A 22,691-nucleotide genomic window follows, 5' to 3' on the forward strand; every position below is an offset into this window, starting at 1 on the left:
GGCGTCGGTGCTGGTTTTGTGCGGGTGCGCCCAGATGTCGCAGCGTTCGTCGCGGCAGGCTTCCGTGGACGCGCAGCCGCTGGCTCACCTGGTGGTTGCTACGCCGGACGCCGAACACGACTTGCTGGCCCAGCTGTTGGCTGGCGAAATGGCGCTAAGTCGCAATGACCTCAACTCGGCTTCGGTCGCCTATAGCTACGCGGCGGCGCTCAGCCAAGCCCCCGAAGTGGCCGAACGCGCTGCCCGGCTGGCGATTGCCGTGCATGACAATGCCGCGGCCCAACGCGCGCTGGATCGCTGGCAAGTGCTCGGTGCCACGCCGGTGGGCATGGCCGAAGCGCGTGCCGAGTTGGCGCTGGATCGCGGCGATGGGGACGAAGCAAGGCGCCAGCTGAACATTCTGGTCAGCAGCGGCGACAAAGATGCCTGGCGTCAGTTCGGCCGCGTGATGCTTGGCGCGCGCGATCAGGCGCAGGCGGCCAATCTGCTGGTCGAACTGGCCACGCCGCAGCGACTGCCGGCCGATGCACATGCCTGGTTGGCAATGAGCGAGCTGGGCGACAAATTTGGCCGGCACGCTTACGCACTGCAGATCGCCGAAGGCGCGATGCAGCGTTTCAAGAGCGCCGAAACCTACGCCTGGCTGGCACAGATGAAGTTCAAGGACGGCGATCACGACGGTGCCCGCGCTCTGCTGCAGAAAGCCATTGCCAAGGCGCCTGACAACATCCAGCTTCGGCTGGCCTATGCCGGCATGCTGAGTCAGGCCGGCGACTACGCGGGCGCGTCCAAAGTACTCGACCACGGTCCGCAGAATGCCGATACCTATGCGCTGCGTGTTGCGCTGGCGGCCCAGAGCGGCAACGGCACCGGTCTGGCGACGCTTTACCGGGAGTTGCAGAAAGCACCGCCTGGTGTGCGCGAACACAGCGCCTATCTGCTTGGGCAACTGGCCGAGGCGCAGCATCTCAACGACGAGGCGCTGGCGTGGTACGGCCAGGTCGACGATGACGACGCGCACGCGTTCGAGGCGGATTTGCGCAGCGCCGTGATCTTGCAGTCGCAGGGCAAGGAAAACGAGGCGCATCAGGCGCTGGAACAGATGCAGATCGACTACCTCGATCAACCCGCGCAGCTGCGTCAGGCCTATCAGGTCGACGCCGAACTCTACATGCGGGACCAGAAATACCCGCAGGCGGTGACGGCTTTTAGCCGGGCGCTGCAGGTGGTGCCGGATGATCCGGATCTGCTGTATGGCCGCGGGCTTGCCTACGCTGAAGCGGGTAACGTCGATCTGGCCGTCAAGGATTTTCATCGCCTGCTGAAGCTCAAGCCCGGCGATGTCGATGCCAGCAATGCGCTCGGCTTTACCCTGGCCGATGCCGATCGCGATCTGCCCGAGGCTGAGCGGCTGATCCAGACCGCCCGCACCGCCAAGCCGAATGATCCGGCCATCGCCGATTCGTGGGGCTGGCTGCAATACCGGCTTGGTCATCTGGACCAGGCCGCGCAGGTCTTGAGCAGTGCCTGGCAGGCGCAGAAGGATGCCGATGTTGGCGTGCATCTGGGCGAAGTGTTGTGGAAACAAGGTCGTCAGCAGGAGGCGCAGCGCGTTTTCGACGACGTGCGCAAGCTCGATCCAACGAATAAAAGCTTGCAAGACACGCTGAAGCGTCTGCACGCATGAAACCGGTACTGATGAAAAAGGGTCTTCGATTGAAAAAGGGTCTTCGATTCCTGACTGTCGCGTTGCCGCTCTTGCTCGCGGCCTGCGCGCCCGCGCCAGCGGTGCGCATGAAAGGTGACGCCGGACAGCTTGCGGCGCAGCAGTCGCGTGAACAGTCGCTGGCGCAGGCCGACCATTGGGTGATGCAGGGTCGGCTCGGCGTTTCCAGTGGCAAGGATGGCGGTAGTGGCAGCTTCAGCTGGACGCAGAACGGCGATCAATATGAATTTGTGCTGCGTGGGCCGGCGATCAGTGGTGCGGATTTTCGCTTGAGCGGCGGGCCAGATGGTGCGCTGCTGGAAGGTCTCAAGTCCGGCCCGATTCGTGGCCCCGACGCCGATGCGCTGATGCGCAAGGCGCTGGGCTGGGAAGTGCCGCTGCGCGACCTGCGCGCCTGGGTGCTTGGCTTGAGGGCGGACAGTGGCCCGGCCGACGTGCGCTTTGGTGACAACAAGCTGCCCTCGCTGCTGCTGCAGGACGGTTGGGCGGTCGAATACCGTGAATGGGATACGAGCCGGCAGCCCGCGCTGCCAACCAAGGTGTACGCCTCGAAATCGCCGTACAAGGTCAAGCTGTCGATCGAGTCGTGGCAGTTCCAGTGACGTTGCAAGATCGGCCACCCAGCGTCGACCTGCCTGCTGCGCCCCTGCGCTGAAGCGTGCGATCTGTCATGGCCGATCATTCAATCGCAACGTCCTTTTCCATTGAGCGCGCCCGGCCAGATCAGGTTGTCGCGCTCTGTGCGATCGAGCGTAAGGCAGTGCAGCTCTTTCGTGGCCATCCGGCGTGGTCAGCGTATGTGGTGGTGTCGATTCCGCCGGAGCTGCTGCAGCAGGCGATCGGTCGCGGTTTGGTGTGGGTGGCGCTGAACCTGTCGGCGGAGCCTATCGGCTTTGTCTGGTTGGACCTGGATGTGGGCGGCGCTGCGATCGGCATCGCTGAAATCGACGTGCTGCCTGACTACGGCCAACGCGGTATCGGTGCGGCCCTGCTTGAGCATGCCTGTGAGTGGGCGCGTGCTGCCGGCTACCGTCGGATCGATCTGGGTACGCTGGTCGATGTGCCGTGGAATGCCCCGTTCTATGCCAAACATGGGTTTGCAGTGGTCGACAAGAATGATCCCGTGTTTGCGTTTGCTCGCCAGCGCGACCGGGAAAATGGTTTTCCTGATCAGTTGCGGGTATTCATGAGCCGGTTTCTGCCTGCGCCCGCGCACGTTGACTGGACGGCTTGGCCCGCACCGGCCAAGTTGAATCTGTTTTTGCGCATTACCGGGCGCCGGCCTGATGGCTATCACGAGTTGCAGACGGTATTTCGACTTCTCGACTGGGGCGACGAGATTCGCCTGCGCCTGCGCGACGACGGTGACATTCGTCGACTGCATGACGTGCCCGGAGTGCCTGAAGATACCGATCTGGCGGTACGCGCGGCGCAGCTTTTGCAAAATCACACCGGCATTGAGGTTGGTGTCGATATCGACGTGGAAAAACGCATTCCGATGGGTGGTGGCCTGGGTGGTGGCAGTTCCGACGCGGCGACCGTGCTGGTTGCGCTGAACTGGTTGTGGGGGCTGGATCTGGATGAGGATACCTTGGCTGAGTTGGGTCGCCAGCTGGGTGCCGACGTACCGGTATTCGTACGCGGGCGTTCGGCCTGGGCGGAAGGCATCGGTGAGCGGCTCACGCCTCTACCATTGCCTCGACGAACGTATGTGGTGCTGGATCCGCACGAATCGGTGCCAACCGTCGCACTTTTCCAGGCATCTGAATTGACACGAAATGCACCGCGGGCGACAATTTCATCCTTTGCTTCTGGCGAAACGACGGAAAATGCCTTTGCACCAGTAGTACGCGCGCGTCATCCGCGGGTGGCCGCGGCGCTCGACTGGCTGGGCAGTTTTGGTCAGGCGCGACTCTCCGGTAGCGGTGGGTGCGTGTTTCTGGAAGTGAAATCATTCGAGCGGGCGGTATCGATCGCCGGGCAATGTCCGGCAGCCTTCACGGCCCATGTGGCGTCAGGTGTCGATGTTTCCCCATTGCAGCAAGCTCTGGCGCGCCATCGGGCGCGTACCGGGTGAAACAATAATTCGGCAATCGCTGGCGGCATGGCGAAGCCAAACGAGTACGAACAAAAGCACAATCGAACACACCTAATACTGGGGCGTCGCCAAGCTGGTTAAGGCACGGGATTTTGATTCCCGCATACGCAGGTTCGAATCCTGCCGCCCCAGCCATTCCTGATGGCTTGAGTTCTGAGGTAATACTGTGGACACGTCCACCCCGATGATGCTGTTTACCGGCAATGCGCACCGCGCGCTGTCGGAGGATGTTGCCCATCGCCTGGGCGTACCGCTGGGCAAGGCGCTGGTCAGCACGTTCAGCGACGGCGAAGTGCAGATCGAAATCGAGGAAAACGTTCGGCGGCAGGAAGTGTTCGTGATCCAGCCCACCGGTGCACCGAGCGCGGAAAATCTGTTTGAGTTGCTGGCGCTGGCCGATGCGCTGAAGCGCGCTTCAGCCATGAGTGTGACGGCGGTGATTCCGTATTTCGGCTATGCGCGGCAGGATCGTCGGCCCCGCTCGGCGCGCGTGCCGATTACCGCCAAGCTGGCCGCCCGGATGATTGGCGCCGCAGGTATCGATCGGGTACTGACGGTGGATTTGCACGCCGACCAGATTCAGGGTTTTTTCGATATTCCGGTCGACAATGTGTATGCCTCACCGGTGCTATTGGCGGATATCTGGCGCCACCACAGCATGGACGACGTGATCGTGGTCAGTCCGGACGTGGGCGGCGTGGTGCGCGCTCGCGCACTGGCCAAGCGGCTGGATGATGCGGATCTGGCCATCATCGACAAGCGTCGGCCGAAGGCCAATGTGGCGACGGTGATGAACATCATCGGTGACGTGAACGGCAAGACCTGTGTGCTGATCGACGACATCGTCGACACCGCCGGTACGCTGTGCGCGGCAGCCGCTGCGCTGAAGGAGCGTGGTGCCCGCAAGGTGGTTGCCTACTGCGTGCATCCGGTGCTTTCGGGCGCGGCAGTCAGCAATATCGAAGGCTCCCAGCTCGATCAGCTGATTGTCACCAATACGTTGCCGCTGAGCCCGCAAGTGCAGGCCTGCGCCAAGATTCGCCAGCTCTCGGTTGCCGAACTGCTGGCAGAAACCATTCGCCGAATCGCCTTTGGCGAGTCGGTGAGTTCGCTGTACGTGGATTGATTCACACGAGTTGATTCACACTATCCGGCTTCAAACGCGGTGACATCGGTCACCGCACCATCGACTTTTCTGGTCGCGGGAAAGTCAATCGGCCGCTGCGAAGCGGTCATTACCCAACTAAGGCAATATCAACATGGCTAAGACACACGAAATCAAGGCGCAGAGCCGCAAGGACGAGGGGAAAGGTGCGAGCCGCCGCCTGCGTCATGCGAGCTTTGTGCCTGCCGTCGTTTACGGCGCTGGCAAGGATCCGGAGAGCATCCAGATCGAACACAACACCATCCTGCTTGCCGCCAAGCATGAGTGGTTCTTCTCCTCGGTGCTCGACCTCAACGTCGATGGCAAGGTGCAGAAGGTGCTGGTGCGTGACTGGCAGAAGCACCCGTTCAAGCAGCTGATGATGCATATGGATTTCCTGCGCATCAACGAGAACGAAGTCATTCGCGTCAACGTTCCGCTGCACTTCCTCAATCAGGAATCCTCGCCCGCCGGCAAGACCTCCGGTGTGGTTATTTCGCACAACCTGACGGAAGTCGAAGTCTCCTGCCTGCCGAAGGATCTGCCGGAGTTCATCGAGCTCGACCTGGGCAAGCTGAAGGAAGGCGACATCATCCATCTGTCGCAGCTGACGCTGCCGGCGAACGTCGAGATTCCGGCGTTGGCGCTGGGCGAAGATCACGATATCGCCGTGGTCACCGTGATGTTCGTGCAGGAAGAAGTGGACGAAACGCCGGAAGCCGCTGAAGGCGACGCTGCTGCTGCCAAGCCGGCCGCCGCCAAGCCTGCTGGCGACGCCAAGAAGGACGACAAGAAGTAAGCCGTTGCAGCCCCGCACCTTCGCTGGTGCGGGGCTGCACTGCTTGCCTTCCGTCATGGCGGGTCTGCGACTCATTGTCGGGCTGGGCAATCCCTGTGCCGAATACCTCCGAACCCGGCACAACGCCGGGTTCTGGCTTGTTGATGCCCTGGCGAATGCCCAAGGCCAGCGTTTCGGTTTCGACGGCAAGCTGCATGGCGAAGCCTGCAAGGTAAGCATTGGCAACGAGTCGGTCTGGTTGTTGAAGCCGGCGACATTCATGAATAAAAGCGGCATCGCGGTCGTCTCAGCGCTGCGCTACTACAAGATCGAGCCGGAGCAGTGTCTGGTGGCGCATGACGATCTGGATCTGCCTCCTGGCATCGTGCGGCTCAAGTTCGACGGTGGTCACGGCGGCCAGAATGGTTTGCGCGACATCATGGCGCATCTCGGACACGGCAAATTTCATCGCCTGCGTGTGGGTATCGGTCATCCCGGACATCGGGATCAAGTCACACCTTGGGTGCTGGGCCGGCCATCGGCGGCGGATGAAGATGCGATGCTTGTCGGCATTGGCCGTGCGCTGGATGTGTTGCCGCTGGCGGTCAGCGGTGAGTTCGAGAAGGCAATGCATCAGCTGCACAGTGCAGAAAACGTCGAGTCGAAAAAATAGGCTTCACTCAATAGCAGACGCGATACGCAAGCCGAGCCACCGGATCGATTTGCGCCTCACGTTTCACGGTACGGAATCATCATGGGCATCAAATGCGGCATCGTCGGCCTGCCTAACGTTGGCAAATCCACCCTGTTCAATGCGCTGACCAAGGCAGGTATCGAGGCGGCGAACTATCCGTTCTGCACCATCGAGCCCAACGTGGGCATCGTGGAGGTGCCGGATGCGCGACTGGCTCAGCTTTCCGAGATCGTCAAGCCGCAAAAAGTGGTATCGGCCGTGGTCGAGTTCGTCGACATTGCCGGACTGGTGGCGGGTGCATCGAAGGGCGAGGGGCTGGGCAACCAATTTCTGGCCAACATCCGCGAGACCGATGCCATCGTCAACGTGGTGCGCTGTTTCAACGATGACAACATCATCCACGTGGCCGGTCGCATTGATCCGCTCGACGACATCATCGTCATCGGCACCGAGTTGGCGCTGGCGGATCTGGCCACGGCCGACAAGGCGTTGCAGCGTGAGACAAAGAAAGCCCGCGCTGGCGACAAGGACGCCAAGCTGATGGTCGCCGCACTGGAAAAAGTGGTGCCACATCTTGATCAGGGCAATCCGGCGCGCTCCGCACCGCTGTCGGATGAAGAGCGGCTCGCGCTCAAGCCGCTGTCGCTGCTGACCATCAAGCCGGCGATGTACGTGGCCAACGTGGCCGAGGACGGCTTCGAGAACAATCCGCTGCTCGACAAGGTGCGCGAACACGCGGCGATCGAGGGTGCGCCGGTGGTTGCTGTCTGTGCGGCGATCGAGTCGGACATGGCCGAGCTGGATGATGCCGACAAGGCGGAATTCCTGCAGGAAATGGGCCTGCAGGAGCCGGGTCTCAATCGGCTGGCGCGCGCCGCATTCGGGCTGCTTGGGCTGCAGACTTACTTCACTGCCGGCGTCAAGGAAGTGCGCGCCTGGACCATCCATATCGGCGATACCGCGCCGCAGGCGGCGGGCGTGATCCATACCGATTTCGAGCGCGGATTCATTCGTGCGCAGACAATCGGCTTCGACGATTTCATTCGCTATCGCGGTGAGCAGGGCGCCAAGGAAGCGGGCAAGATGCGCGCCGAGGGCAAGGACTATGTCGTCAAGGATGGCGATGTGCTGAACTTCCTGTTCAACGTTTGATCTGCCTCAGTCGTAGGTAAATTCTTTTCGATCATCTGCCGGAGTTTTCATGTCAGGCCAGCAGCACGAAGTAACGTTCCGTTTTCTCGCCCAACCCACCGACGTGAATTTCGGCGGCAAGGTGCATGGTGGTATGGCGATGAAATGGATCGATCAGGCCGGCTACGCCTGCGCGGTAGGCTGGAGCGGGGCGTATTGCGTCACCGCGTCGGTCAGTGGCATCCAGTTTGTGGCGCCGATCCTGATTGGCGACCTGGTGACCGTGCGGGCGCGATTGATTCATACCGGCACATCGAGCATGCACATGGCGGTGGATGTGCTGGCGCGCGATCTGCGCAAGGATGAACAGCGTCTGGCGACCAGTTGCGTGATGGTATTCGTGGCGCTGGATAGTCCCGATGGCAAGCCCACGGCTGTGCCGCGCTGGGAGCCGCGCGACGACAACGAGCGCCGCCTGCAGCTGCAGGCAAAACAGCTGCTGGAATTGTCCAAGGGAATGGAGCAGCTGATCGATATCCAGGCGTCGTCAGCAGGCTGATTTCTGCGTTGGCTGGGCTGAAATAGTGCGCCAATCATGCGTATCCGAGTGCGCAAGGTGTTGACAGCTCAAGGCCCGATCCACACAATACGCGTTCTTTGTTGGAGGGATACCCAAGCGGCCAACGGGGGCAGACTGTAAATCTGCTGGCTTACGCCTTCGGTGGTTCGAATCCACCTCCCTCCACCAGCTTGGATACCACTCTGAAAGTTCGAGAGTGGCGAAAAGTTAAAGTTTTCGACAAAGCGACCTTGGTCGCGATGAAGAGAAAAGATTCAACAGGGTTGCATGGAAGCAATCTTGATCGCGACGCGAAAGCGGCGCGGCCCGGATGAAGGAGCTGGGTTGGTTGGTTCGTGGCGGACCAGGCGATCGATCTTTTTTATCAAGCGAGTTCCGCGCAGGGCGGGAGTAGTTCAATGGTAGAACATCAGTTTTCCAAACTGATTACGCGGGTTCGATTCCCGCCTTCCGCTCCATTGGCTCTCGCGCTGCGTTAAAAAACGCTCATGTAGCTCAGTCGGTAGAGCACTTCCTTGGTAAGGAAGAGGTCACAGGTTCGATTCCTGTTATGAGCACCATTTCACTGCGACCGTAGAAGCTTCGGCCATATACGGACGGTTTTTTCCTTCAATTGATTGACTCCATCGGGGTTTAGCGCGCATGGCAAAGGGTAAATTCGAACGCACCAAGCCGCACGTCAACGTCGGCACGATTGGTCACGTGGATCACGGCAAGACGACGCTGACGGCGGCGCTGACGAAAGTCGGTGCAGAACGTTTCGGTGGCGAGTTCAAGGCCTATGACGCGATTGACGCGGCGCCGGAAGAGAAGGCACGTGGCATCACGATCTCGACCGCACACGTGGAATACGAGTCGCCGCTGCGTCACTACGCGCACGTCGACTGCCCGGGCCATGCGGATTATGTGAAGAACATGATCACGGGTGCGGCGCAGATGGACGGTGCGATCCTGGTGTGTTCGGCCGCTGACGGCCCGATGCCGCAGACGCGCGAGCACATTCTGCTGTCGCGTCAGGTGGGCGTGCCGTTCATCGTGGTCTACCTGAACAAGGCGGACATGGTCGACGACGCCGAGCTGCTCGAGCTGGTCGAAATGGAAGTGCGCGAGCTGCTGACCAAGTACGACTTCCCGGGCGACGACACCCCGATGATCCACGGTTCGGCCAAGCTGGCGCTGGAAGGCGATCAGAGCGAAATCGGCGTGCCGTCGATCATCAAGCTGGTCGATGCGCTGGACAGCTACATCCCTGAGCCGGTGCGCGTGATCGACAAGCCGTTCCTGATGCCGGTCGAAGACGTGTTCTCGATCTCCGGCCGTGGCACCGTGGTGACCGGCCGTATCGAGCGCGGCATCATCAAGGTCGGCGACGAAATCGAAGTGGTCGGTATCCGCAACACGCAGAAGACCACCGTGACCGGCGTGGAAATGTTCCGCAAGCTGCTGGATCAGGGTCAGGCAGGCGACAACGCCGGTCTGCTGCTGCGCGGCCTGAAGCGTGACGACGTCGAGCGCGGCCAGGTGTTGGCCAAGCCGGGCACGATCACCCCGCACACGGACTTCGAGGCCGAGGTGTATGTGCTGTCGAAGGACGAGGGTGGCCGTCATACGCCGTTCTTCAAGGGCTACCGTCCGCAGTTTTACTTCCGTACCACCGACGTCACCGGCGCTTGCGAGCTGCCTGAGGGCGTGGAAATGGTGATGCCGGGTGACAACGTGAAGATGGTGGTGAGCCTGATCCACCCGATCGCGATGGACGAAGGCCTGCGTTTCGCCATCCGTGAAGGCGGTCGTACCGTCGGCGCCGGTGTCGTGGCGAAAGTTCTGAAGTAAGCTGCACTTATGAAGAGTCCGGCATGGATGCCGGGCTTAGCTCTGCCATCAGGGATGATGGCTAAAACTAAATCTCTTCACGGGGCGAGCGGACTCAAAGCCGCTCGCTGTCGTGTTTAAAGTTCAAGTCATGTACGCCAGTAGCTCAATTGGCAGAGCAGCGGTCTCCAAAACCGCAGGTTGGGGGTTCAAGTCCCTCCTGGCGTGCCACTTTCCCGAGGATCGATGACGGGTGACGATGGCAAGGCCGCCCGCATGGGCCGGCATGCTGCTGACACTTGATCACTGTGCATGAATACCAAGGCAGAACAGCAGCCCAAAGGCACGAATGCCGCCGATGTTGCCAAGCTGGTGCTGGCGGGGCTGATACTGGTTGGCGGCATCTTTGCCTATTCCTGGTTCGGCAACGACGCCAGCATCCCATCGTCCGTGCGCTTGCTTGGCGTGCTGGCAGCGCTGGTCATTGCGCTGGCCATTGCGGCATTTACGGCGCTGGGCCGGCGGGTGCGCAATTTCATCGGCGAATCGCAGTTCGAATTGCGCAAGGTCGTCTGGCCGACCAAGGACGAGACAATCAAGACCACCGGCATCATCATTGTCGTGGTAGTGGTTCTTTCGTTGTTGCTGGGTCTGATCGATCTGATTCTGAAGTCGGTCATCCTCGACTGGCTGCTCAAGTTGGGTACCTGAGGTGGAAAACATGAGCAAGCGTTGGTACGTGGTGCACGCCTATTCGGGTTTCGAGAATCAGGTGAAGCGTTCCCTTGACGAGCGCATCAAGCGCGCCGAGATGGAAGAGAAGTTCGGCGAAGTGCTGGTGCCGACCGAAGAAGTCATCGAAATGCGCGGCGGCCAGAAGCGTCGCAGTGAGCGCAAATTCTTCCCTGGCTATGTATTGGTGCAGATCGAGACGAATACCGAAGGCAAATCGCCGCGGATCGACGACGAATGCTGGCATCTGATCAAGGAAACGCCGAAGGTGATGGGCTTCATCGGCGGTACGGCTGATCGTCCGCTGCCGATCAAGGACAGCGAAGCCGAGGCCATCCTCAGCCGGGTTCGTGAAGGTGTCGAGAAGCCGCGACCCAAGGTGCTGTTCGAGCCGGGCGAGATGGTTCGCGTCACCGAAGGTCCGTTCAACGATTTCAACGGTGTTGTCGAGGAAGTCAATTACGAGAAGAGTCGCCTGCGCGTTGCGGTGCTGATCTTCGGTCGGTCGACCCCGGTTGAGCTGGAATTCGGTCAGGTCGAGAAAGCCTGATCAAAGCCGGCTTGATCAAGCCGGTCTGATCACCAAAGGCGTGTCTTGGCACGGGGCTTGCTGAAAGCCTTATCAATCTCTATACTGCGCGGTTCACGTCGAGGTCTCACGATCTCGGCGTGCCCGTGTTTCAGGGTTTGCAAGAGGCGAACCTTCCTTCCATCCATGGATCGGTGAACAGCGAGGAGCCGCAAGGCGCCTGGACTCGCGAGGAAAAACGCAATGGCAAAGAAAGTAACTGGTTATATCAAGCTGCAGGTCAAGGCTGGTCAGGCCAATCCGTCGCCGCCGGTGGGTCCCGCCCTCGGTCAGCGCGGCCTGAACATCATGGAGTTCTGCAAGGCGTTCAATGCTGCCACGCAGAAAATGGAGCCTGGTGCGCCGATTCCGGTCGTCATCACCGCTTACTCCGACCGCAGTTTCACCTTCGCGATGAAGACTTCTCCCGCCACTTTCTGGCTGAAGAAGCTGACCAACACGGCCAAGGGTTCGCCCAAGCCGAATACCGACAAGGTTGGCAAGGTCAGTCGGGCGCAGCTCGAAGAGATCGCCAAGCAGAAGAGCGCGGATCTGACAGCGGCTGAACTCGAAGCTGCGGTTCGTACGATCGCCGGTAGCGCCCGTTCCATGGGCTTGGTAGTGGAGGGTTAAGACATGACGAAGCTCACAAAACGTATGAAGGCCGCGCAGGGTGCGGTGCAGCTGGGCAAGTTCTATGGCCTGGATGAAGCGCTGAAGATCATCAAGGACAACGCCAAGGCCAAGTTCGCCGAGTCGGTGGACGTGGCTGTGCGTCTGGGTATCGACGCGAAGAAATCCGACCAGGGCGTGCGCGGCTCCTCGCTGCTCCCGCACGGCACCGGCAAGACCGTCAAGGTTGCCGTGTTCTGCCCACCGGGTGAGAAGGCCGAGGCCGCCAAGGCCGCTGGTGCTGACGCGGTTGGCATGGATGATCTGGCTGAGCGCATGCAGGCTGGCGATCTCGACTTCGGTCGCGTGATTGCCACGCCGGACGCGATGCGCGTGGTCGGCAAGCTCGGCCAGCTGCTCGGTCCGCGTGGTCTGATGCCGAATCCGAAAGATGGTTCGGTCACCGCCGACGTCGCCACGGCCGTCAAGAACGCCAAGGCCGGCCAGGTGAAGTTCCGCAACGACAAGGCGGGCATCATCCACGCCACCATCGGCAAGGCCAGTTTCGAGGCTTCGCAGCTTGCGGACAACCTCAACACGCTGATCGTCGATTTGCTGAAGGCCAAGCCGTCCACGGCGAAGGGTGTGTTCCTGCAGAAGGTTGCATTGTCCAGCACGATGGGCGTTGGCGTTGCCGTCGACACCTCCACGCTGACCACAGCGGCCAAGTAAAAGAATCAAGTCCTGTGCCGGTGTATTCCGGTGCAGGCAGTTTTTGAGGGCAGTTCCGACTTCGCATGAAGGCCGGGACGGCTGTCAAAGACCGCAGGTGTGACCAGCGCACGACGACGACGGGCAGGAGGCTCGCAATGGCAAGGAATCGCCGTTATCGGTAGCGAGGTCGCTTAATCGGATTGTTCAAATCCGGCCAGCGTAGATGGTGCTGCCCATTCTGGAATCGTTCGATTTGTTCTGGAAAGGCCGACACCCGGGGCGCCCGCGCCCCCGACGTCAAGGACGGCGTCGCCCAGGACCGCAAGCGGCAGGAGCCGTAAGCGGAGTTCATTTGGAGGAGTGATATGGCTCTAAATCTTTCTCAGAAACAAGAAGTAGTTGCCGAACTGGCAGAAGTTGCCTCGAAGGCTCACTCCTTGATTGCTGCCGAATATGCGGGCACCACGGTCGCGCAGATGACCGCGATGCGCAAGCAAGCCCGCGAATCCGGCGTGTACTTGAGAGTCGTCAAGAACACGCTCGCTTCGCGCGCTGTGGCTGGTACCGAATTCGAGGTCGTCAAAGACTCTCTGGTTGGTCCGCTGCTTTATGCATTCTCGACAGAGGAACCCGGTGCTGCCGGTCGTCTGATCAAGGAATTTTCCAAGAGTAACGACAAGCTGAAGGCGAAAATCGTCTCGGTCGAAGGCAAGCTGTTTGCGGCTGAGCACGTTGATGTGCTGGCCTCGCTGCCGACCCGCGAACAGGCGCTTTCCATGCTGGCACGCGTGCTGGCCGAGCCTGCTGCGATGTTCGCCCGCGCCATCAAGGCCGTGGCCGACAAGCAGGACGGTGGTGGCGAAGTTGCCGTCGAAGCGCCGGTCGAAGCCGAGCCCGCTTAAGTTCGATTTCTATTCAAACTGAAACCCATTTCCAGAGGTAAATAAAATGTCCCTGTCCAACGAACAGATCGTTGAAGCCGTTGCCGCCAAGTCGCTCATGGAAGTGATGGAGCTGGTCAAGGCGATTGAAGAGAAGTTTGGCGTGTCCGCTGCTGCCCCGGTTGCTGCTGCCGGTCCGGCCGCTGCCGCTGCTGCCCCTGCTGAAGCGCAGACCGAGTTTGACCTGATCCTGAAGTCCGCGGGCGCCAAGAAGGTCGACGTGATCAAGGCCGTCCGTGCCATCACGGGCCTGGGCCTGAAGGAAGCCAAGGACCTCACCGAGGCCGGTGGCGTCCTGAAGGAAGCCGTGTCGAAGGAAGACGCCGAGAAGTTCAAGAAGGATCTCGAAGCTGCCGGCGCCACTGTCGAACTGAAGTAATCGGCGTTTGCGCGCCGATAGTTCGACTTGACGTCAAGCAAGCCTGGGGGCGAAAGCCCCCGGGCTTTGCCTGTTAACGGTGAACTTCACCGAGTCCGTGACATCGAAACCGTGTTCAGGCATCAACACGTAAGCGTCAAGAATCACCAGTAATACCGTCAGAAGTCAGCACTGAGAGATCGACAGCTTCAGTCGCGATCTTTGATTCATGCCTTTTGACGTGCCGGCGGACAAGTCATCGTTTTCCGGTCACCAGCGGCATCCACAGTTCTTACCATTTAGCCGGTGTGTGCACCACCGGCGTCACTGCGAACCGAGGCGCTCCCGATCATGGCCTACTCGTTTACCGAGAAGAAACGCATCCGCAAGGACTTTGGCAAGCGTCCGCCCGTATTGGGCGTACCCAACCTGCTGACCATCCAGACCGATTCCTACCGCGAGTTCCTGCAGGAACATATCGCGCCCAAACAGCGTGGCGAAAAGGGTTTGCACGCTGCGCTGAAATCGGTGTTCCCGATTACCAGCTACTCGGGCAATGCCGCGCTGGAATATGTCGAGTATCGCCTCGGCGAGCCGGCGTTCGACGAACGCGAGTGCCGCAACCGCGGCATGACCTATGGTGCGCCGCTGCGCACCACCGTGCGCCTGGTCATTTATGACAAGGACAGCCCGGCCTCGAAGAAAGTGGTCAAGTACATCAAGGAGCAGGAGGTCTACATGGGCGAAATTCCGCTCATGACCGACACCGGCACCTTCATCATCAACGGCACCGAGCGCGTGATCGTCTCGCAGCTGCATCGTTCGCCGGGCGTGTTCTTCGATCACGACCGTGGCAAGACGCATAGCTCGGGCAAGCTGCTGTTCTCGGCGCGCGTGATTCCTTACCGTGGCTCGTGGCTCGATTTCGAGTTCGATCCGAAGGATGCGCTGTTCACCCGTATCGATCGTCGCCGCAAGTTGCCGGTGACCGTGTTGCTGCGCGCGCTCGGCTACAACAACCAGGAAATGCTGGGCATTTTCTTCGAGCACAACGTGTTCCACCTCGGCAAGAAGGGTGGTACCACGCTGGAGCTCGTCGCCGAGCGTCTGCGTGGCGAAACGCTGAGCTTCGACCTGGCCATTGGCGGCACGGTGCTGGTGGAAGCCGGCAAGCGCATTACGGCGCGTCACGTGCGTCAGCTGGCGGCCGAGAACATCACGGCGCTGGAAGTGCCGGACGACTATCCGGTCGGCCGCATCGTGGCGACCGATATCATTGATCCGGCCACCGGCGAGCTGTTGGCGTCGGCGAACGACGAGATCACGGCCGAGCAGCTGGAAAATTTCCGTAAGGCCGGTATCGAGATCGTGCCGACGCTGTACGTCAACGATCTGGATCGTGGCGCCTACATCTCGCACACCCTGCGCATCGACAACACCAAGACGCCACTCGAGGCGCTGGTGGAAATCTATCGCATGATGCGTCCGGGCGAGCCGCCGACCAAGGATGCGGCACAGAACCTGTTCTTCAACCTGTTCTTCACCTTCGATCGCTACGACCTGTCGGGCGTCGGCCGGATGAAGTTCAACCGTCGTGTGGGTCGCAAGGAAATCCTCGGCCCAGGCGTGCTGTACGACCACAAGTTCTTCAGCGAGCGCAAGGAAGAAGCGTCGCAGAACCTGGTCAAGGAGCAGGGCGAGACGTCCGACATCCTCGACGTGCTGAAGGTACTGATCGACATCAAGAATGGCCACGGTACCGTGGATGACATCGATCATCTGGGCAACCGTCGCGTGCGTTCGGTTGGCGAAATGGCCGAGAACACCTTCCGCATCGGTCTGGTGCGCGTGGAGCGTGCGGTGCGCGAGCGCCTGTCGCTGGCCGAGGCCGATGGCCTGACCCCGCAGGACCTGATCAATGCCAAGCCGGTGGCAGCGGCGGTGAAGGAGTTCTTTGGCTCCTCGCAGCTCAGCCAGTTCATGGATCAGAACAATCCGCTGTCGGAAGTCACGCACAAGCGCCGCGTTTCCGCGCTTGGGCCAGGTGGTCTGACGCGTGAGCGTGCCGGCTTCGAAGTGCGCGACGTGCATCCGACCCATTACGGCCGCGTCTGCACCATCGAAACACCGGAAGGCCCGAACATCGGCCTGATCAACTCGCTGGCTGTGTACGCCCGCACCAACTCCTATGGCTTCCTCGAGACGCCGTACCGCAAGGTTGCCAGCAGCAAGGTCACCGACAAGGTGGATTACTTGTCGGCGATCGAAGAGGGCGATCACGTGATCGCGCAGGCGAACTCGCCGCTCGACAAGCATGGCGGTTTCATTGAGGACTTCGTGTCCTGCCGCTTCCGCGGTGAGTCCGAGCTGCGTCCGGCGTCCGAAGTCGATTACATGGACGTCTCGCCGATGCAGACCGTGTCGGTCGCCGCGGCGCTGGTGCCGTTCCTCGAGCACGACGATGCGAACCGCGCGCTGATGGGCGCGAACATGCAGCGTCAGGCCGTGCCGACGCTGCGTTCGCAGACTCCGCTGGTCGGTACCGGCATCGAGCGCGCCGTGGCGCGTGACTCGGGCGTCATTGCCACCGCCAAGCGCGGCGGCGTGATCGACCAGGTCGATGCGGCCCGTATCGTGGTGCGCGTGAACGAGGAAGAAGTTGGCGACAACGATGCCGGCGTGGATATCTACACGCTGACCAAGTACACCCGCTCCAACCAGAACACCAACCTCAACCAGCGTCCGCTGGTGAACGTCGGTGACGTGGTGGCGAAGGGCGACACGCTGGCCGACGGTTCGTCGACCGATCTGGGCGAGCTCGCGCTCGGCCAGAACATGCTGATCGCCTTCATGCCGTGGAACGGCTACAACTTCGAAGACTCGATCCTGCTCTCCGAGCGCGTCGTGCAGGAAGATCGCTACACCTCGATCCATATCGAGGAGCTGTCCTGTCCTGCGCGTGACACCAAGCTGGGCGCCGAAGAAATCACCGCCGACATCCCGAACGTGGGCGAGCAGGCGCTGGCCAAGCTCGACGAGTCGGGCATCGTTTACATCGGTGCCGAAGTGAAGGCGGGCGACATTCTGGTGGGCAAGGTCACGCCGAAGGGCGAGAGCCAGCTGACGCCGGAAGAGAAGCTGCTGCGTGCGATCTTCGGTGAGAAGGCGTCCGACGTTAAGGACAGCTCGCTGCGCGTGCCGCCGGGCATGGACGGCACCGTCATCGACGTGCAGGTTTTCACCCGCGACGGCATCGAGAAGGACAAGCGCGCCAAGCAGATCGAAGAGACCGAGATCAAGCGGGTCCGCAAGGATCTGGACGATCAGTTCCGCATCCTCGAAGGTGCGATCTACAGCCGCATGCGCACCGCGCTGGTCGGTAAGTCCGCGATGAGCGGTCCGGGCGGCCTGAAGCGCGGTACGGAAATCACCGATGCCTACCTCGACGGTCTGAAGAAGGACGACTGGTTCAAGGTCAACGTCAAGGACGAGGATGTCACCGAGTTCCTCGAGCGCGCGGCCGATCAGGTCAAGCGCCACAAGGAGGAGTTCGACAAGCGCTTCAAGGAGAAGCAGGGCAAGATCACGCAGGGCGACGATCTGGCTCCGGGCATGCTGAAAATGGTCAAGGTGTTTTTGGCCGTGAAGCGCCGCATCCAGCCGGGCGACAAGATGGCTGGCCGTCACGGCAACAAGGGTGTCGTTTCCAACGTGGTGCCGGTCGAGGACATGCCGTATTCCGCCGATGGCGTGCCGGTCGACATCGTGCTGAATCCGCTGGGCGTGCCGTCGCGCATGAACATCGGTCAGATTCTGGAAGTCCATCTGGGCTGGGCCGCCAAGGGCCTGGGCAAGAAGATCCAGAAGATGCTCGAGGCACAGGCAAAGGTGGCGCAGGTCCGCGAATTCCTCGATCAGATCTACAACCACCATGTGGCCGGTGCCGTGCAGCACGTCGACCTGAAGTCGCTCACCGACAAGGAAATCTTCACCCTCGCTACCAATCTGCAGGAAGGCGTGCCGATGGCGACGCCGGTGTTCGACGGTGCCGAAGAGTCCGAGATCAAGGCGATGCTCAGGTTGGCTGATTTGCCCGAGTCCGGTCAGACCATGCTGTACGACGGCCGCACCGGCGAGGCGTTTGATCGCCCGGTCACCGTGGGCTACATGCATTACCTGAAACTCAACCATCTGGTCGACGACAAGATGCATGCCCGTTCCACCGGTCCGTACTCGCTCGTTACCCAGCAGCCGTTGGGCGGCAAGGCGCAGTTCGGCGGCCAGCGCTTCGGCGAGATGGAAGTGTGGGCACTGGAAGCTTACGGCGCGGCATACACGCTGCAGGAAATGTTGACGGTGAAGTCCGACGACGTGCAGGGCCGCAACCAGATGTACAAGAACATTGTCGACGGCAACCACGAGATGTCGGCCGGCATGCCGGAATCCTTCAACGTGCTGGTGAAGGAAATCCGCTCGCTCGCCATCGATATCGATCTGGAAGAGATCAAGTGACCCGCGCGCATACAGGAGCCAAGCAATGAAAGACCTGCTCAATCTGTTCAATCAGCAGCGCGCCACACCGGATTTTGATGCAATCAAAATCGCGCTGGCGTCGCCTGAGCTGATCCGTTCGTGGTCATTCGGCGAAGTCAAAAAGCCGGAAACCATCAACTACCGCACCTTCAAGCCCGAGCGTGACGGCCTGTTCTGCGCCGCCATCTTCGGACCGGTGAAGGACTACGAGTGCCTGTGCGGTAAGTACAAGCGCATGAAGCATCGTGGTGTGGTCTGCGAGAAGTGCGGCACGGAAGTGACGCTGGCCAAAGTGCGTCGCGAGCGCATGGGCCATATCGAGCTGGCCAGCCCGACCGCGCACATCTGGTTCCTCAAGTCGCTGCCGTCGCGCATCGGCCTGATGCTCGACATGACCCTGCGTGACATCGAGCGCATCCTGTACTTCGAAGCCTTCGTGGTGATCGATCCGGGCATGACGGCGCTTGAGCGCGGCCAGCTGCTCAGTGAAGACCAGTATCTGGAAGCGACCGAAGAGCACGGCGACGAGTTCGATGCCCGCATGGGTGCCGAGGCCGTCTTCCACCTGCTGAAGTCGCTCGACCTGCCGGGCGAAGTCATCCGCCTGAAGGAAGAGATCACCTCCACCAATTCCGAGACCAAGCTGAAGCGGCTGACCAAGCGCGTCAAGCTGATCGAGGCGTTCCTGGAATCCGGCAACAAGCCGGAGTGGATGGTGCTGACCGTGCTGCCCGTGCTGCCGCCGGACCTGCGTCCGCTGGTGCCACTGGACGGTGGTCGCTTTGCGACCTCCGATCTAAACGATCTGTACCGTCGCGTGATCAACCGCAACAACCGCCTGAAGCGTCTGCTCGAACTCAATGCGCCGGACATCATCGTGCGCAACGAAAAGCGCATGCTGCAGGAATCGGTCGATGCGCTGCTCGACAACGGTCGTCGCGGTCGTGCCATCACCGGCACCAACAAGCGTGCACTGAAGTCGCTGGCCGACATGATCAAGGGCAAGCAGGGCCGGTTCCGTCAGAATCTGCTCGGCAAACGCGTGGACTACTCCGGTCGTTCGGTGATCGTGGTCGGTCCGACCTTGCGTCTGCATCAGTGCGGTCTGCCGAAGAAGATGGCGCTTGAGTTGTTCAAGCCCTTCATCTTCGCCAAGCTGCAGGCGCGTGGCGAAGCCACCACCATCAAGGCGGCCAAGAAGCTGGTCGAGCGCGAAGAAGCGCAGGTGTGGGACATCCTGGAAGAGGTGATCCGCGAGCATCCGGTGCTGCTGAACCGCGCGCCGACCCTGCATCGTCTGGGCATTCAGGCGTTCGAGCCGAAGCTGATTGAAGGCAAGGCCATCCAGCTGCATCCGCTGGTCTGTACGGCATTCAACGCCGACTTCGACGGCGATCAGATGGCCGTGCACGTGCCGTTGTCGATCGAGGCACAGCTCGAAGCGCGCGCGCTGATGATGTCGTCCAACAACATCCTCAGCCCCGCCAACGGTGAGCCTATCATCGTGCCGACGCAGGACGTGGTGCTGGGTCTGTATTACATGACCCGCGAGCTGATCAACGTCAAGGGCGGCGGCATGGTGTTCTCCGGCATCGCCGAAGTGCGCCGCGCCTACGACAACCGTGCCGTTGAATTGCACGCCAAGGTCAAGGTTCGCCTGAAGCTGGTGAACATTGCCGAAGACGGCACCCGCACCAACGAAACCAAGATCGTCGACACCACCGTCGGCCGTGCCCTGCTGGCCGAGATTCTGCCCGAGGGTCTGCCGTTCGAGCTGGCCAATACCGAGCTGACCAAGAAAGCGATCTCGCGTCTGATCAACTCCAGCTATCGTTTGCTGGGCTTGAAGGAAACGGTCGTGTTCGCCGATAAGCTGATGTACACCGGCTTCCGTTTCGCAACGCGTGCCGGCATCTCCATCGGCATCGACGACATGCTGATTCCGGACGAGAAGAAGCCGATCCTGGAAGAAGCCGAGAAGGAAGTCGTCGAGATCCAGCAGCAGTATCAGTCGGGTCTGGTCACAGCTGGCGAGCGCTACAACAAGGTGGTCGACATCTGGTCCCGCACCAGTGAGCTGGTGGCGAAGGCCATGATCGACGGCATTGGTACCGAAAAGGTCAAGGACGTCGACGGCAAGACGGTCAATCAGAAGTCGATGAACTCGCTGTACATCATGGCCGACTCCGGCGCCCGTGGTTCCGTGGCGCAGATTCGTCAGCTGGCTGGCATGCGCGGTCTGATGGCCCGTCCCGATGGCTCGATCATCGAGACGCCGATCAAGGCGAACTTCCGCGAAGGTCTGAACGTGCTGCAGTACTTCAACTCCACCCACGGTGCTCGTAAGGGCCTTGCGGATACGGCGTTGAAGACAGCGAACTCCGGCTACCTGACCCGTCGCCTCGTCGACGTGGCGCAGGACGTGGTGATCACGATGGACGACTGCGGCACCGAGAACGGTGTGATCATGCAGCCGATCGTCGAAGGCGGCGATGTGGTCGAGCCGCTGCGCGAGCGCGTGCTTGGCCGCGTGGTGGTCGAGGACGTCTACGGCCCCGGCGACGACGATCAGCCGATCGTTACCCGCGACACGCTGCTCAACGAGGCACTGGTCGAGAAGCTGGACAAGGCTGGCGTACAGATCATCAAGGTCCGTTCGCCGATCACCTGCGCCGCGGCGCACGGTGTCTGCAAATTCTGCTATGGCCGTGATCTGGCCCGTGGTCACCTGGTCAACATGGGTGAAGCCGTGGGCGTGGTTGCCGCACAGTCGATCGGCGAGCCCGGTACCCAGCTGACCATGCGTACGTTCCACATCGGCGGCGCGGCTTCGCGTGCGGCGGCGGTGGACAACGTGACGGTGAAGACCACCGGCTCGCTGAAGTTCAACAACCTCAAGTCCGTGCAGCACAAGCAGGGCCATCTGGTGGCCGTGTCGCGTTCAGGCGAGCTGAGCGTGATCGACACCAGCGGCCGTGAACGCGAGCGCTACAAAGTGCCGTACGGCGCCATCATCGCGGTCAAGGACGGTGCGCCGGTCAAGCCGGGCCAGACCGTTGCCAACTGGGATCCGCATACCCATCCGATCGTCACGGAAGTGGCCGGTGTGGTGCGCTTCATCGACTTCCTCGATGGCGTCACCGTGCAGAGTCAGACCGACGACCTGACCGGCCTGGAGTCGGCGGTGGTCACCGATCCGAAGCGTCGCGGTGCGCAGGCGAAGGATCTGCGCCCGATCGTGCGCCTGGAAGACAGCAAGGGCCGCGAGCTCAAGCTGCCGGGTACGGACATCGCCGCGCAGTACTTCCTGCCGGCCGGTGCCATCGTGTCGATCCAGAACGGTGCGGAAGTGGGCGTGGGCGACGTGGTGGCACGTATCCCGCAGGAAACCTCCAAGACCCGCGACATCACCGGTGGTCTGCCGCGCGTGGCCGACTTGTTCGAAGCGCGCAAGCCGAAGGAGCCGGCGATCCTCGCGGAGCGTTCGGGCATCATCAGCTTCGGCAAGGACACCAAGGGCAAGCAGCGTCTGATCATCAAGGACGTCGACGGCAACGAGCACGAGGAGCTGATTCCCAAGTGGCGTCAGGTCATCGTGTTTGAAGGTGAGCATGTCGAGAAGGGCGAAACCGTTGTCGACGGCGAGCCAAGCCCGCATGACATCCTGCGCCTGCTGGGTGTGGAGCCGCTGGCTTCGTACCTGGTCAAGGAAATTCAGGACGTGTATCGCCTGCAGGGCGTGAAGATCAACGACAAGCACATCGAAGCGATCATTCGCCAGATGCTGCGCAAGGTCGAGATCGTCGAGCCAGGCGAAAGCCATTACCTGCGTGGCGAGCAGGTTGAGCGGGTGCGCATCAATGGCGAGAATGATCGTGCGATCGCCAAGGGTGAGCGTCCGGCCGAGTATCAGTCGGTGCTGCTGGGTATCACCAAGGCGTCGTTGGCCACCGAGTCGTTCATCTCGGCCGCTTCGTTCCAGGAGACTACCCGCGTATTGACCGAGGCAGCCGTTCGCGGTACGCGTGACACCTTGCGCGGCCTTAAGGAAAATGTTATTGTCGGGCGCTTAATTCCGGCAGGAACGGGCCTGGCTTACCATGCAGCGCGTCGTCGCCAGGGCGGTTTGACCGATTCGGAACTGGACGCGTTGTCCGGCTCCACCCCGGTCGTATCCTTTGCCGAGGCTCCGGCCGGTAATGATGATGGTGCCGAGTAAGCCTGCTCAAGGCCTTGCTCGCTGAAATACGAAATGAGGCGCATGGATGCG

At 61.1% G+C, this 22,691-nt stretch carries 17 protein-coding genes and 5 tRNA genes; all 22 read left to right on the plus strand.

Annotation, left to right across the window (positions count from 1 at the left end):
* The first annotated feature begins 34 nt into the window (after window positions 1-34).
* The 22 genes from HDE79_RS05850 (at window position 35) to rpoC (ending at window position 22,640) form a co-directional block, all read left to right on the plus strand.
* The gene (locus HDE79_RS05850) at window positions 35-1,687 is read left to right on the plus strand and encodes a tetratricopeptide repeat protein (RefSeq protein WP_184600921.1); all 1,653 of its coding nucleotides are present in this window, start codon (window positions 35-37) and stop codon (window positions 1,685-1,687) included.
* 29 nt (window positions 1,688-1,716) lie between these two features.
* Window positions 1,717-2,328 carry a lipoprotein insertase outer membrane protein LolB gene (gene lolB, locus HDE79_RS05855; protein WP_184601144.1) on the plus strand — a complete coding sequence of 204 codons (612 nt, stop codon included), beginning with the start codon at window positions 1,717-1,719 and terminating at the stop codon, window positions 2,326-2,328.
* Window positions 2,329-2,396: 68 nt separating this feature from the next.
* Complete coding sequence (ispE, locus tag HDE79_RS05860; protein WP_184600922.1) at window positions 2,397-3,803, plus strand: 4-(cytidine 5'-diphospho)-2-C-methyl-D-erythritol kinase; 1,407 nt, start codon at window positions 2,397-2,399, stop codon at window positions 3,801-3,803.
* Between the two features lie 79 nt (window positions 3,804-3,882).
* A tRNA-Gln gene (locus HDE79_RS05865) sits at window positions 3,883-3,959 on the plus strand.
* 49 nt (window positions 3,960-4,008) lie between these two features.
* Window positions 4,009-4,950 carry a ribose-phosphate diphosphokinase gene (locus tag HDE79_RS05870; RefSeq protein WP_184601145.1) on the plus strand — a complete coding sequence of 314 codons (942 nt, stop codon included), beginning with the start codon at window positions 4,009-4,011 and terminating at the stop codon, window positions 4,948-4,950.
* A gap of 133 nt (window positions 4,951-5,083) precedes the next feature.
* Window positions 5,084-5,767 carry a 50S ribosomal protein L25/general stress protein Ctc gene (locus HDE79_RS05875; protein ID WP_184600923.1) on the plus strand — a complete coding sequence of 228 codons (684 nt, stop codon included), beginning with the start codon at window positions 5,084-5,086 and terminating at the stop codon, window positions 5,765-5,767.
* A gap of 55 nt (window positions 5,768-5,822) precedes the next feature.
* Window positions 5,823-6,419, plus strand: coding sequence for an aminoacyl-tRNA hydrolase (pth, locus tag HDE79_RS05880; protein WP_184601146.1), 597 nt, complete (start codon window positions 5,823-5,825; stop codon window positions 6,417-6,419).
* 81 nt (window positions 6,420-6,500) lie between these two features.
* Window positions 6,501-7,592 carry a redox-regulated ATPase YchF gene (gene ychF, locus HDE79_RS05885; protein WP_184600924.1) on the plus strand — a complete coding sequence of 364 codons (1,092 nt, stop codon included), beginning with the start codon at window positions 6,501-6,503 and terminating at the stop codon, window positions 7,590-7,592.
* Window positions 7,593-7,641: 49 nt separating this feature from the next.
* Window positions 7,642-8,130 (plus strand): acyl-CoA thioesterase, encoded by a 489-nt coding sequence (locus HDE79_RS05890; RefSeq protein ID WP_184600925.1) that lies wholly within the window; start codon window positions 7,642-7,644, stop codon window positions 8,128-8,130.
* Window positions 8,131-8,233: 103 nt separating this feature from the next.
* Window positions 8,234-8,319: transfer RNA gene (locus tag HDE79_RS05895), tRNA-Tyr, on the plus strand.
* Between the two features lie 216 nt (window positions 8,320-8,535).
* A tRNA-Gly gene (locus tag HDE79_RS05900) sits at window positions 8,536-8,609 on the plus strand.
* 26 nt (window positions 8,610-8,635) lie between these two features.
* Window positions 8,636-8,711 (plus strand) — tRNA-Thr (locus tag HDE79_RS05905).
* Between the two features lie 82 nt (window positions 8,712-8,793).
* Window positions 8,794-9,984 (plus strand): elongation factor Tu, encoded by a 1,191-nt coding sequence (tuf, locus tag HDE79_RS05910; protein ID WP_184600926.1) that lies wholly within the window; start codon window positions 8,794-8,796, stop codon window positions 9,982-9,984.
* 134 nt (window positions 9,985-10,118) lie between these two features.
* Window positions 10,119-10,194, plus strand: a tRNA-Trp gene (locus HDE79_RS05915).
* 81 nt (window positions 10,195-10,275) lie between these two features.
* Window positions 10,276-10,674, plus strand: a complete 399-nt coding sequence (secE, locus tag HDE79_RS05920; protein ID WP_184600927.1) for a preprotein translocase subunit SecE — start codon at window positions 10,276-10,278, stop codon at window positions 10,672-10,674.
* 10 nt (window positions 10,675-10,684) lie between these two features.
* Window positions 10,685-11,245 carry a transcription termination/antitermination protein NusG gene (gene nusG, locus HDE79_RS05925; RefSeq protein ID WP_184600928.1) on the plus strand — a complete coding sequence of 187 codons (561 nt, stop codon included), beginning with the start codon at window positions 10,685-10,687 and terminating at the stop codon, window positions 11,243-11,245.
* A gap of 222 nt (window positions 11,246-11,467) precedes the next feature.
* Window positions 11,468-11,896, plus strand: a complete 429-nt coding sequence (gene rplK, locus HDE79_RS05930) for a 50S ribosomal protein L11 (protein WP_184600929.1) — start codon at window positions 11,468-11,470, stop codon at window positions 11,894-11,896.
* 3 nt (window positions 11,897-11,899) lie between these two features.
* Entirely contained in the window at window positions 11,900-12,607 is a 708-nt protein-coding gene (gene rplA, locus HDE79_RS05935; protein WP_184600930.1) for a 50S ribosomal protein L1, read from the plus strand.
* A 347-nt stretch (window positions 12,608-12,954) separates the two neighbouring features.
* Complete coding sequence (gene rplJ / locus HDE79_RS05940; protein WP_184600931.1) at window positions 12,955-13,491, plus strand: 50S ribosomal protein L10; 537 nt, start codon at window positions 12,955-12,957, stop codon at window positions 13,489-13,491.
* Between the two features lie 46 nt (window positions 13,492-13,537).
* On the plus strand, window positions 13,538-13,909 hold the full coding sequence (gene rplL / locus HDE79_RS05945; protein ID WP_184600933.1) for a 50S ribosomal protein L7/L12: 372 nt from the start codon (window positions 13,538-13,540) through the stop codon (window positions 13,907-13,909).
* Between the two features lie 327 nt (window positions 13,910-14,236).
* Window positions 14,237-18,400: a DNA-directed RNA polymerase subunit beta gene (gene rpoB / locus HDE79_RS05950; protein WP_184601147.1), complete on the plus strand. Its 4,164-nt coding sequence runs from the start codon at window positions 14,237-14,239 to the stop codon at window positions 18,398-18,400.
* A gap of 25 nt (window positions 18,401-18,425) precedes the next feature.
* Window positions 18,426-22,640 (plus strand): DNA-directed RNA polymerase subunit beta', encoded by a 4,215-nt coding sequence (gene rpoC, locus HDE79_RS05955; RefSeq protein ID WP_184600935.1) that lies wholly within the window; start codon window positions 18,426-18,428, stop codon window positions 22,638-22,640.
* Window positions 22,641-22,691 lie beyond the last annotated feature (51 nt).

The organism is Rhodanobacter sp. MP1X3 (assembly GCF_014207165.1).
In the GTDB taxonomy this organism is placed as follows: Bacteria; Pseudomonadota; Gammaproteobacteria; order Xanthomonadales; family Rhodanobacteraceae; genus Rhodanobacter.

What these genes read in the sequence shown, in the direction of transcription:
- HDE79_RS05870 (WP_184601145.1), top strand. Translation starts at nt 4,009, where the DNA reads ATGATGCTGTTTACCGGCAATGCGCACCGCGCGCTGTCGGAGGATGTT.
- rplA (WP_184600930.1), top strand. Translation starts at nt 11,900, where the DNA reads ATGACGAAGCTCACAAAACGTATGAAGGCCGCGCAGGGTGCGGTGCAG.
- rpoC (WP_184600935.1), top strand. Translation starts at nt 18,426, where the DNA reads ATGAAAGACCTGCTCAATCTGTTCAATCAGCAGCGCGCCACACCGGAT.
- nusG (WP_184600928.1), top strand. Translation starts at nt 10,685, where the DNA reads ATGAGCAAGCGTTGGTACGTGGTGCACGCCTATTCGGGTTTCGAGAAT.
- secE (WP_184600927.1), top strand. Translation starts at nt 10,276, where the DNA reads ATGAATACCAAGGCAGAACAGCAGCCCAAAGGCACGAATGCCGCCGAT.
- ispE (WP_184600922.1), top strand. Translation starts at nt 2,397, where the DNA reads ATGGCCGATCATTCAATCGCAACGTCCTTTTCCATTGAGCGCGCCCGG.
- ychF (WP_184600924.1), top strand. Translation starts at nt 6,501, where the DNA reads ATGGGCATCAAATGCGGCATCGTCGGCCTGCCTAACGTTGGCAAATCC.
- rplK (WP_184600929.1), top strand. Translation starts at nt 11,468, where the DNA reads ATGGCAAAGAAAGTAACTGGTTATATCAAGCTGCAGGTCAAGGCTGGT.
- HDE79_RS05890 (WP_184600925.1), top strand. Translation starts at nt 7,642, where the DNA reads ATGTCAGGCCAGCAGCACGAAGTAACGTTCCGTTTTCTCGCCCAACCC.
- pth (WP_184601146.1), top strand. Translation starts at nt 5,823, where the DNA reads ATGGCGGGTCTGCGACTCATTGTCGGGCTGGGCAATCCCTGTGCCGAA.
- rplL (WP_184600933.1), top strand. Translation starts at nt 13,538, where the DNA reads ATGTCCCTGTCCAACGAACAGATCGTTGAAGCCGTTGCCGCCAAGTCG.
- HDE79_RS05875 (WP_184600923.1), top strand. Translation starts at nt 5,084, where the DNA reads ATGGCTAAGACACACGAAATCAAGGCGCAGAGCCGCAAGGACGAGGGG.
- rplJ (WP_184600931.1), top strand. Translation starts at nt 12,955, where the DNA reads ATGGCTCTAAATCTTTCTCAGAAACAAGAAGTAGTTGCCGAACTGGCA.
- HDE79_RS05850 (WP_184600921.1), top strand. Translation starts at nt 35, where the DNA reads ATGTCGCAGCGTTCGTCGCGGCAGGCTTCCGTGGACGCGCAGCCGCTG.
- tuf (WP_184600926.1), top strand. Translation starts at nt 8,794, where the DNA reads ATGGCAAAGGGTAAATTCGAACGCACCAAGCCGCACGTCAACGTCGGC.